The 10,427-nt window shown below is 55.4% G+C and carries 9 protein-coding genes; 7 read left to right on the top strand and 2 right to left on the bottom strand.

What is annotated here, in order from left to right; translation table 11 throughout:
• The first annotated feature begins 363 nt into the window (after positions 1–363).
• The 7 genes from ACR0CR_RS18330 to ACR0CR_RS18300 all read left to right on the top strand — a co-directional run bounded on the left by ACR0CR_RS18330 (position 364) and on the right by ACR0CR_RS18300 (position 7,632).
• Positions 364–1,383, top strand: coding sequence for a hypothetical protein (locus ACR0CR_RS18330; RefSeq protein WP_480601932.1), 1,020 nt, complete (start codon positions 364–366; stop codon positions 1,381–1,383).
• A gap of 17 nt (positions 1,384–1,400) precedes the next feature.
• A complete protein-coding gene (locus ACR0CR_RS18325; RefSeq protein WP_480601929.1) occupies positions 1,401–2,570 on the top strand; it encodes an FAD-dependent oxidoreductase in 1,170 nt (389 codons plus the stop codon).
• Positions 2,570–2,992 carry a GtrA family protein gene (locus ACR0CR_RS18320; RefSeq protein WP_480601927.1) on the top strand — a complete coding sequence of 141 codons (423 nt, stop codon included), beginning with the start codon at positions 2,570–2,572 and terminating at the stop codon, positions 2,990–2,992. The genes ACR0CR_RS18325 and ACR0CR_RS18320 overlap by 1 nt, the downstream gene beginning before the upstream one ends.
• A 39-nt stretch (positions 2,993–3,031) precedes the next feature.
• Positions 3,032–3,976, top strand: a complete 945-nt coding sequence (locus ACR0CR_RS18315; protein WP_480601924.1) for an NAD-dependent epimerase/dehydratase family protein — start codon at positions 3,032–3,034, stop codon at positions 3,974–3,976.
• Positions 3,973–4,785, top strand: coding sequence for a sugar phosphate isomerase/epimerase family protein (locus ACR0CR_RS18310; RefSeq protein ID WP_480601922.1), 813 nt, complete (start codon positions 3,973–3,975; stop codon positions 4,783–4,785). The genes ACR0CR_RS18315 and ACR0CR_RS18310 overlap by 4 nt, the downstream gene beginning before the upstream one ends.
• An 11-nt stretch (positions 4,786–4,796) precedes the next feature.
• Positions 4,797–5,591, top strand: coding sequence for a glycosyltransferase family 2 protein (locus ACR0CR_RS18305; protein ID WP_480601920.1), 795 nt, complete (start codon positions 4,797–4,799; stop codon positions 5,589–5,591).
• 97 nt (positions 5,592–5,688) lie between these two features.
• Complete coding sequence (locus ACR0CR_RS18300; protein ID WP_480601918.1) at positions 5,689–7,632, top strand: hypothetical protein; 1,944 nt, start codon at positions 5,689–5,691, stop codon at positions 7,630–7,632.
• A gap of 56 nt (positions 7,633–7,688) precedes the next feature.
• On the opposite strand, the gene ACR0CR_RS18295 is transcribed toward ACR0CR_RS18300, so the two are convergent.
• Both ACR0CR_RS18295 and ACR0CR_RS18290 read right to left on the bottom strand, forming a co-directional pair.
• Positions 7,689–8,711, bottom strand: a complete 1,023-nt coding sequence (locus ACR0CR_RS18295) for a ParB/RepB/Spo0J family partition protein (RefSeq protein WP_480601916.1) — start codon at positions 8,709–8,711, stop codon at positions 7,689–7,691.
• 76 nt (positions 8,712–8,787) lie between these two features.
• On the bottom strand, positions 8,788–10,200 hold the full coding sequence (locus ACR0CR_RS18290; protein WP_480601914.1) for an AAA family ATPase: 1,413 nt from the start codon (positions 10,198–10,200) through the stop codon (positions 8,788–8,790).
• Between the last annotated feature and the right edge of the window lie 227 nt (positions 10,201–10,427).

Genomic DNA, 10,427 nt, shown 5'->3' with positions numbered 1-10,427 from the left:
CCTCTCGCTGCACCGCTCCATGGCCCAGGCGCAGAAATACTATGATGACGTCGATATCGCAGAAAATCCGGTCACGAATCTATTGGGGTGAGAACTTAACAGTGATGGTGGTGGCCGCCATCAGTTACTAAGGCACCGCGGATTACGACTTGGCTGCATACGAGCTGGTTCTGGTGCCCGGCACACACAACGATTTGGAAATCACGGGGCAAAGTATCGGTCCGACACCGAATGAAGATATGACCCTCGGCGGTCAGAGGCCTGTTCCCGTCGGCAACTGACTGAATACCGATATTTGTTGACAGATATTCCCCGCATAAGGACACTTTCCGGGAAGACCCTTTGATGGTTCAGGAGTGATAATTGCAGGTTTCATCAGCCGTCTCGTCTCAAATGAAACCGGCCTCTCCACAATTGCGCGGTGAATATCTGATCAGCATTGCCATTCTGGCGAAGGGCGATATCGCAGATATCGAGAAGACAACGCTCGAGGCGCTGGAGTTTCTGGAGAACACGACTGAATTTTTTGAAATCCTGCTGCTTGTCGCAACAACAGATTACGAGCGCAACCGGACGGTTTTTGATCGCCTGTTCAACCTGCGCAATCTGCGCAGCCTTATCCTACGCGAGGGAACAGGCGAATATCGTGCGGCTGTAATCGCCGCGACGGAAACAATTGGCGATTTTGCAATCATTGTTTCCCCGGATGAGCGTAATCTTATCGACCTGCACAAAATCTACGACACCATGACTCGTACCGGTGCCTCTGTCAGGTTGCGAAACACAAATAGAGCCAGTCTTCCAGCACGCATTGCAGCCCGACTGTTGAGCCTGATTTCAAGCTATGAAGTCGACCCCCAGATTCTGCGGTCGGCAGCATTTCACCGCTCTCATATTGGATGGATCGCCTCGAGGGCCGACCGGGAAATCGCCTTGCGCTTTATGCCGCGCAATGGTGGGCACTCTGATGATGTCACTACGCTGGACGTCGAACCGGGCCCGAGCTTTCGTAACAGGCGCTCGATCTACCTCAAACTTGGGATGGCCATAGAAATTCTGTCCAACTCCCCCCCCAGCATTCTGCGCTTTCTCGCAATGCTAAGCTTTTTCGTATCATTCTGCTCTGTTTTGTTTTTCTTCTACGCGATCTGCCTGTTTGTCTTCGGTGCCGCGCTGCAACCCGGCTGGTTTACGACCAGCATCGCAATCAGCGGCTCAACTGCACTGGCGGGCCTTTTATTCGGTGCCATTTCAACAGCCCTTTATCAGATTCTCAGCCGACTTCAGGACAATACGGGTGACGAAGTTATCCGGGAATTGAACAACACCGATTTTTTCAAAAATTTTCAGAGGGTCAATGTCGAAACCATGGCCCCGGATTGATTGCCCGATCTACCGTGATGAACAATTCTGAAACTACAGCACCCACGGACCGCTCGGATTTCGACGTTGTCATAATTGGCGGCGGGTTCTTTGGCTGCGCGCTCAGCCTGCTGTTTCGCAGCATGACAGATCGGGTTTTGGTGGTCGAACGCAGCACGGAACTGATGACCCGCGCTTCGGCGGTCAACCAGGCACGGGTTCATTCAGGGCTGCATTATCCCCGAAATTTTGTCACCGCGCAGCGGTCCCTGAAGAATTTCCCCATTTTCACGAACGCGTTCCGAAATTGCATTCAGGACGATTTCGAAATGCTTTATGCCATCTCAAAGCGCAAGTCGCATGTACAGGCCAACCGGTTCGAGGCGATGTACAAACTTATGGGAGCGCCCATTGAGCGGGCCAGCCCATCGCAGTGCGCCTTGTTCGACACAAAAGAAGTCGAGGCGGTGTTTACCTGTCAGGAATACGCGTTTGATTGGTCCAAGCTGCGCCAACATCTGCAAACAAGAATGTCCACACACGAAGTCCCTGTCTGGTTCGAAACCGAAGCACAACGGGTTCGTAAGACCGTAAGCGGGCATCTTGAAGTCGATCTGTCGAATGGCGCTACAATTGGTGCGAAAACCGTTTTCAACGTTGGTTATGCTCAACTCAATACGCTGCTCAGAAACAGTGGCCTTAACCTGTATCCCCTCAAACATGAGATGGTCGAGATTGCGCTTGTCAAACAACCCGCTGAACTGAACGATCTTGCCGTCACTGTGATGGATGGGCCATTCTTTTCGATCATGCCCTTTCCGGCCGAAGAAGCCTACTCGTTGTCCCATGTCCGATATACTCCACAGGCGTCGTGGATCGATACACCTGCTGGCCCGTCCGCATATGAGCAGTTTGAACAGCTTCAACGTCACAGCCGCTGGCGGCATATGGTCAATGACGCGGCCCGCTATATGCCCTGCCTAGCCAATATCGAATTGCAGAAGTCCCTCTTTGACGTAAAGACGGTGCTGCTGCGCAACGAATTTGACGATGGCCGACCAATTTTAATGGACGAACACGAGCAATTGCCGGGCCTGTTCTCAATTCTGGGGGGAAAAATTGACAATATTTTTGACCTGTTCGAATTTCTACAGGCCAGACGACCGGACTGGGCCGGTCTGTCATCACATTTGGTGACCCAGACCTGATGCGTTTTCTTAAGTTCACAGCTGTCAGTGGGATCGGCCTTGTCATCGATATTGCAGCAGCCCTTTTTCTGCATCGGGTTGTCGGATTTCCGCTGTGGCTGTCGGCAACGCTGAGCTTTTTGGTTATCGGCGCATGCAACTATCTGATCTTCGAATTCTGGCTGTTTCGTTCTGACACCAGTGCGGTTTCGATGCGGCGTCTGGCCGGAGTTTTGCTGAGTGCTACTTTTGCCGGATGTGCACGCATCGCGACAATCGTGATCCTTGAGTCTTTTGTTGACGTTGTGATGACAGCCAACTGGCTACGGGATGCTTTAATCCTGCTGGCGGGTGCAGGCGTGTCACTTACTGTAAACTTTATTATAAATTCCCGCGTTGTATTCGGTCGGAATATGCAAGAATTGCCGCCGGAGGAATTGTGAACCTGAATTGTGCGTCAAAGAGTTTCAAAGGAATGAGTAATGGACTGTCTTGTCGGGTACACAGGATTTGTTGGCGGTAATCTGACCCGCCAACATAGCTTTTCGGGCCTGTTCAATTCGTCAAACATTGATCAGGTGGTCGGGCATGACTGCGACACGCTTGTGGTTTCCGCCGTCCCCGCCACGATGTGGCTGGCCAATCAGAACCCGAACGCGGATCGGGCCAATATTCTGGGGTTGTTCGAAAAGCTGCGGCAAGTGCGGGCAAACCATGTGGTTTTGATTTCAACAATCGCGGTTTACCGCGACCCGTCCAGGCCGGTGGCAGAAGACAGTCATGATTTTGAAGCCGAACTTGCCTATGGCCGCCATCGCCGCGAGTTTGAGACCCTGATCGCAGATCGTTTCCCAAGCCACCTTGTGCTGCGGCTGCCGGCTCTGTTCGGGCATAATCTGAAAAAGAACTTCCTGTTCGACTGCATGAACCCGGTGCCGTCCTTTCTGAAGCCCGAAAAATACGACGCCCTGCATGCTACTGCCAACTCGGTCGACAAACAGGTTATCGAACGCGGCTTCAGCTGGGATGAGGGCGCTAAAATGTGGCGCTGCAACCGCGAAGAGATTGCAGGTACGGACACAAGCGTACGCCTGCGCGATATCTGTGAGGATGCCGGGGTGACGGCCTTGGCCTTTACACACGCGGACAGCATGTTTCAGTTCTACGGCCTGTCCAGATTATGGGATGACATCACAACAGCGCGCAAAAACGACCTATCGGTCCTGAACCTCGCAACCCGGCCACTGCGGGCGGGCGACATCTACGAAAACCTGACGGGCAACGCATTCCCATATCGCGAAGCACCGAAAGTCTCGCAGGATATGCGCAGCCAACACGCGAACCTCTGGGGGAGTGAAGACGGCTATCTGCTTGGGCGAGACACAATCCTGTCAGGTATCCGAACGCTGACCGGGTTGGGTCAATGAAGCTCTCGGTCTCGAATATCGCCTGGTCCCCTGAACATAAGCTCGAAGCTTATGCGCTGCTGCGCGATCATGGGGTGAGTGGCCTTGAATTCGCGCCGGGGCTGCTGTTTCCCGACCTCGATGCACCGCTTGAGGCGACCGCACAGGAATGCGACCGGGTGCTTGCCGAGCTTGCCGAATTCGGGCTGCACCCGTCTTCGATGCAATCCCTTCTGTTTGGTGTCCCCGAGGCCCATCTTTTTGGCTCATCCATGGCCCAAGAGACCCTGCAAGAGACCATGAAAGGCGCAATCGGGCTTGCAGCGCACCTGAACTGCCGGAACCTTGTCTTCGGCTCCCCCCAAAACAGGGTGATCCCGGATGATATGGCCGTCACACAGGCAGAAGCGATCTGGCGCGACAGCTTTCTCAGGATGGGCGATACGGCGGCCGCCAAAGGTGTGGTCGTCGCACTGGAACCCAATCCGGTGCAGTATGGCACGAATTTCATGACCAGCATTGCCGACACCCTGGCGGTTGTCAGATCGGTCGATCACCCGGCAATCCGCATGAATTTGGATCTTGGGGCGGCCATCCTGACGGGCGAGGTCGAAACATTCGAAAGCTGGCTCTCCAACGCTTTGGATGTTTCGCAGCATGTTCATCTCAGCGCCCCGGAGTTGGCCCCGCTGTCAACGCAAGCACAAATTGTTCAGTCTGTATCCGAAGCTCTTGAAGCCGCAGCCTGGCAAAACTGGGTTTCAATCGAAATGCGTGGTGGGCTTGATGCACTGTCCGAAACCCTTTCTGTCTGTTTTGGGCAAGAGTGAGAGGGGGCCAATTGACCGAGATCGAACCAGACCGACAGGTTCCCGCGTATGAAAGCAAGAGCTTTCAGCCCCGTAATTACGCAGTAGCGCTTGTCATCCCGGTCATCAACGAAGGCGAGCGATTGCTGGGCCAGTTGGATGCAATAGCCGCCCTGGAACCACCGGTGGATATCGTCATCGCGGATGGCGGGTCCAATGACGGTTCAACACAAGCGGCCCAGCTTGAGCGCAGACAGGTTCGGGCCTGCCTGACAAAGACCGGTCCCGGCAAGCTGAGCGCGCAATTACGAATGGCCTACGCCTGGGCACTGGAACAGGGCTATGAGGCGATTATCACCATGGACGGGAACGGAAAGGATGGCGTCGATGGCATTCAACGCATCCTCGACAAGCTTGAAGCCGGATATGGGTACGTTCAGGGGTCGCGCTACGCGCACGGAGGCTGCGCAATCAACACCCCTCTGTCACGCTGGATTGCCGGCCGCTTCATCCACGCTCCGCTTGTCAGCCTTGCCGCGCGACATTGGTTCACCGACACCACCAACGGGTTTCGAGGCTACTCCAGCGCCTTTCTGACCGACCCAGATGTCCGCCCGTTCCGAAACATATTCCTGAAGTACAACCTGCTGTTTTACCTGTCTGTCAGGGCCTCGCAGCTTGGCTACAAAGTGACCGAGGTTGGCGTGACCCGCACCTATCCCGACAGCGGCGCCGTACCGACCAAAATCAATGGGTTCAGAGGGAAACTGGATTTGCTTGGAGAATTATTTGGGGCTGTAACAAGGAGATACCACCCCAAAAACTAAACACCTGAAGTGGTCCTGAGGGCAGACATGCCTGATATATCAAAGCAATTCAGGATCCCCCGCCAATACGAACTGCTGACCTATGACGAGAGCGGAGATGCAAAAGAACACCAACCCCAACTGGCGAAGCGTCGTTTTTACGCTGGCCTCGTTCATTCTGATCCTGCCATTGATAGTGTGGCTTCCGCAAGCATTCGGGCACGCGCCGGGTGTCATCAGCACTGCGCAGGCCGAAGGATATAATAACCGAATTGCACATATCACGACCGTGCTGTGGATATTCTTCACCGTAACAGGTGTCTGGGTGTTGTCACGCGGGGCGGAATCCTCTCCACGCCCCCCGGCCCAATCTGCTTCAAAATCCGGGTGGGCGACGACCCTGCTGTTGCCGTTTCTTGTATTTATCGCGATCGTATTTGCTTACTTCCCTCCGGCACTTGCACCAAGTGGGCCGTTTTTCGAAGAATCCATCCACCTGACAGCACTGCATCGAATGCTGGGGGGGGACGTCCCTTATCAGGATTTCGAATTTTTGTACGGGCCTCTTATGCTCTATCCCGCATATTGGTGGACCAAGCTGACTTCGTTTTCCCTGGTTCCATTTTATACCTACGTGATGATTTTGGAACTGCTGGTGATGCTGGCGCTGCTCATCCCCATCCAGACCTACATTTCGTCTTTCTGGGCCCGATTAGGGGCGTTCCTGCTACTGTCCAGCCTGTATTTCAACACCATGCTCGGACCGAACCAGAACGGTCTGCGCAAACTGGCAGGTGTGCTGATCCTGATCAGTGTGGCCCATCGCCCTTTCCACACCAGACTCTGTGTGCTGCATGGTGTCGCTCTTGGGTTGTTGCTCAGCTACTCTCAGGACTTCGGCGCTGCCACCGCCATTGGCATTTTTGCAATCTACGCATCCATCTTCGCCAAACGCCGGGACAGGCGCGCAATCACCGCACTTTTGCTGACGGCGGGGGTATCATTCGTCGTTTGGGTGGGGTGCCTGTGGTTTCTTCTGGGTCCCGCCATCGGGGACTACTTTTCCGTCGTCCGCTATCTGACTGGTCAGTTTGATGCGGGTGAGGCAGCTTTCCGCTTTTACTGGACCGCGTCGGGCCTTGCAGTCTTTGCGCTGGTCCTGATCGCCATCTGGCTGACCGGATCAACGCTAAGCCGCAACTGGATAGATACGCCGGGACCTTCTGATCTGTTGATCATCGGTGCTTTGGCTTATGCAGTAATCCTGCTTAAAAGCGGTCTTAGCCGTGCCGATCAATGGCACCTTGTCCCCAGTGTTCTGCCTATTGCGTTCTGCCTTATACTGCCTCTACGCGCATCCTACGCCCCTATCGCCAACTCATTGCGGGGTTTAGGGATTGCCCTGACTCTTATCCTGGCACTGACATACACTTTTGGTCAGTTCACGATCGCCCGATATGTTTTCCGCGACGGATTATTGGCCAACTATCAAGCCATGATTTCCGGTCAGTTGGCGCGGCCCGACACCATAGTCAACTCTGTGCAACAGAACCTTCTACGTGAAAAGAGCGATCCGGACGAAAACATTGTAGAACTGTCGCGCTTCCTGTCAGAACCGCCACAAAGAGGTAAGCCCGTTTTTGCCTATGACCGCCTGTGGTCTTTGCCAGCAAGGTTAGGGGTCTCAAAAGTCGGCTTTTTGACCGATAACTATATCTATGGCGATGAACGTGGCCAGTCGTTGCGCAAGACGCTCAACGAAAACCCGGATGTTCTCGTGATTATCGATCGGGAATCCTATGACTGGATGTCATCGACCCCCGACGATGCTCCGCCTCTGCCCGGAAATCATTGGGTCAGCCGTGGCAAATACGGCGCGTTGCGGGCAATGCTGGCTTCGGTTCACGTACCTGCTGTCCCGCTTGAAGCGATGCAAATGCGGACGCGCTGGCGCCGGCTTGTTGGGAATTATCTCATGGACAACTATGCCCCGATCTTCAGCAATGATCGTTTCGTCCTTCTTGAGCGCAATGAGAACAATCCTGCTGATGGATCGGACTGATCAACCGCAAGGCGCTGCCAGCAGAGTGAAATTCTAAATGTTTCGCGCGCGAAACATCAGGTGCCACGGGCGTGCAGCCAATCTCGCAAGTCCGTAAGGAATGCCTCCGACACTCCGCGGCCGGACAGCATAAGCTGCTTCCCGTTTCGTTTCTGTTTCACCTGAATATCGCCAATCGTTTCCGCTGGCGGCGAAACATAGTCTGAATCGGACGTTTTTAGCGAGTTAGACCCTATTTCATTCGCCGCACGTGTCAGAACCGAGATTTCGGCCTCGGATGTGACAGACGCGGCATCGGCCAGTGTTTGGGCAATCGACGCCGCCGCTTTGGGGTCGTCTTTCACAAGCCTTGCAACCGACAACCCCAGCCGTTCGGGAATAGCCGAGGCAAAGCGCAGATGATCGTCCAGTGCGTGATAGATTGCTACGAAAGACCCGATCTTGGATCGCTTTGCCCGGCTGGCCGACGCAAACAGCCCGCGCAGGGCCGCAGTCTCATCCGGGTAAACTCCCTGCTCCGCCGCACGGGCCACGATCCGGGCGCGTTCGTAGTAACTCAGCCCGACGCGAATCTCGTTTTCTTCAACCATAGCCACATAAGCATCCGAGGCGCTCTGCGGCTGCCTGAGGAACGCGCGTACAGTGTCAAAGCGTGCCTCGCCGGTTTCCTGCGCCAGCGCCCGCAGCGCCGTCATCCGCCGCCAGCCCGAGATCAGGCCGTATTGTCCGCCTTCCAGTTCCACGACTTCAATCGGGGTTTGCTGCCCGCGCGCTTTCAAGCTTTCCTTCAGCGCGTCCATCTCGGCGTCGTCGGCAGCCATCCGATCGCGGACCAGATGGGTTTCCTCGATGGCATCCAGCGGCAGATCCTGCACCAACCGCCCCTCAGCGCGGGCAGCACGCAATTCTTCAGACACCTCCTCCAGCGCGGCCTGAGCGGCCGTGGCGCCAGCCACCTGCGCAACCGGAGGTGTGGACCGGGGCGTATCCGCCGGAAACATGGAATTCACTCCCTGGGCAGGGCGGGTGTCGTCCAGATAGTCCGGCCGGGCAGGGGTCAGTCGTTTGCGTTTTGCCATCGGTTTCTCCTTCTGCGGCGCCGACCAGACTTTTTTCGGGACATGACAGATGTGTTTCGCGCGCGAAACATTCCCATCAGAGCATCAGTTCCGGCGTGCCTGCCTCTTCGTTTTGCTGGGCTCGTTCTTCGCCTCGCCATATCCCGATCAGCAGCTTTTTGAACGAGGCATAGGTGGCATCAAAGGTTTCCCGTCCGCGCACATAGGTCTCGCGGTTGAAATCGCGGTAATCGGCCTCGTAGATGCCATTGACCTGTTCTCCGGCCTGTCCAATTAGCGCGGTATAGCCCTGCCAATGCGGCGACAAGGTCCGGCCCAGATAGGCCTGCATCAAACCGGCCAGTTCCGCCTGCTGGCTGCCGTCATAGCGGGTAATGACCGTGCGCACCGCATCCCACTGAAACGCCATCTCGGGCCGCCCCAGCGCACGGGCGGCCATGTTCTCTCCGTCTTCGATGGACTGGAAGGTGGAATGAAGCATGTCGAAAAAGCGACCGGTGGAATCAAACTCCAGGAACGACGCCCCCATGGGCACCAGCAGGATATCGGACGCGGCCAACCCGTTGATTGTCAGATACCCCAGCGCGGGCGGAGTATCGATGAAGATGATGTCATAGTCATCCAGCACCCCATCTTCGTCCAAAGTCTCGGTCAGCGCGTCCCACAGCTTCCAACTGCGGCCCTGCATGCGCCAGACCGGAATCTGGAACTCGGCCCAGTAAAGGTTCAACTGCGCCCCGATCAGATCGATATTGGGCCAGTGGGTGGACTGGATCAGGTCGCCGCTGCGCACTTTCAGCGCATCCGACAAGGTATCGTCGATCGGATGCGGGGCTTCACCCCGGTCCAGCCGCCCCTGATTGTCGCGACGCAGATGGGTGGCGTAATGACGGGCGAGCAGAGGAAACACCGTCTGCCATTCATCGTTCACCTTCCCGCCGAAGATCGACGTCATCGACCCCTGACTGTCCAGATCGATGACCAGCACCTTGTAGCCATCCAGCGCTGCGGACATGGCCAGATGGGCGCAGGTCGACGTCTTGCCCACGCCGCCCTTGAAATTCGCCACCGAGACGATCTTGGCGGGCAGCCCCTTGGGGCGGTAGGGGCGGTACTCTTTCGCTTTGGACCCTTCCGAGGCGAAATGCAGGCGCAGGCGCAGCACCTCATCCAGCGTGAACCATTTGGCGCCACCTTCGGTTTCGGACTGTCCCTGCGGCAGATCCGGGTTGCCCTTCAGGACCCGGCGGAAATGGGCGGGGGCCACGGGGATCAGATATTTGGTAATTTCCCAGGTCGAAAACAGCCGCAGCTTTTTCTGCCCGTCTTCTTCCAGCCCCCGGTTTGCAAGATCGGCCCGACCCCGGGCACAGGCATCTGCGATCTCAGAAAAGTCATGAGTTCCAGTTGGCGCTCCAAGCTCTTCATGTGCCAGATCCGGATCGATATTGAAATACGGAGGGGTGCTCTCCGGCGTGCCTGCTCGCATGGAATTATCGCCTGTATGCTATGTTTTTCTCAATATACCACAAAAGGCGGCATATGGAAGTATTGCGCGCATAAAAGCTAATTTTCTAAGAAAAATAAGGCCTAAGGGCTCTCGGAAAGGCTGATTTTTAATGCGTCGCAAAAAAATGTTCTGTTAGAATTCTGTTATTTTATTAGTTACAGGGTTTGGCTTTCCCATCTAAGTATTAGAAAAAGAATGACTTTTCA

It is taken from the genome of Ruegeria sp. AM2 (assembly GCF_056540685.1).
The sequence above is the reverse complement of the archived record's forward strand: the minus strand, read 5'-3'. Positions and strand labels throughout refer to the sequence as shown.

What these genes read in the sequence shown, in the direction of transcription:
- ACR0CR_RS18325 (WP_480601929.1), top strand. Translation starts at nt 1,401, where the DNA reads ATGAACAATTCTGAAACTACAGCACCCACGGACCGCTCGGATTTCGAC.
- ACR0CR_RS18320 (WP_480601927.1), top strand. Translation starts at nt 2,570, where the DNA reads ATGCGTTTTCTTAAGTTCACAGCTGTCAGTGGGATCGGCCTTGTCATC.
- ACR0CR_RS18315 (WP_480601924.1), top strand. Translation starts at nt 3,032, where the DNA reads ATGGACTGTCTTGTCGGGTACACAGGATTTGTTGGCGGTAATCTGACC.
- ACR0CR_RS18310 (WP_480601922.1), top strand. Translation starts at nt 3,973, where the DNA reads ATGAAGCTCTCGGTCTCGAATATCGCCTGGTCCCCTGAACATAAGCTC.
- ACR0CR_RS18300 (WP_480601918.1), top strand. Translation starts at nt 5,689, where the DNA reads ATGCAAAAGAACACCAACCCCAACTGGCGAAGCGTCGTTTTTACGCTG.
- ACR0CR_RS18295 (WP_480601916.1), bottom strand. Translation starts at nt 8,711, where the DNA reads ATGGCAAAACGCAAACGACTGACCCCTGCCCGGCCGGACTATCTGGAC.
- ACR0CR_RS18290 (WP_480601914.1), bottom strand. Translation starts at nt 10,200, where the DNA reads ATGCGAGCAGGCACGCCGGAGAGCACCCCTCCGTATTTCAATATCGAT.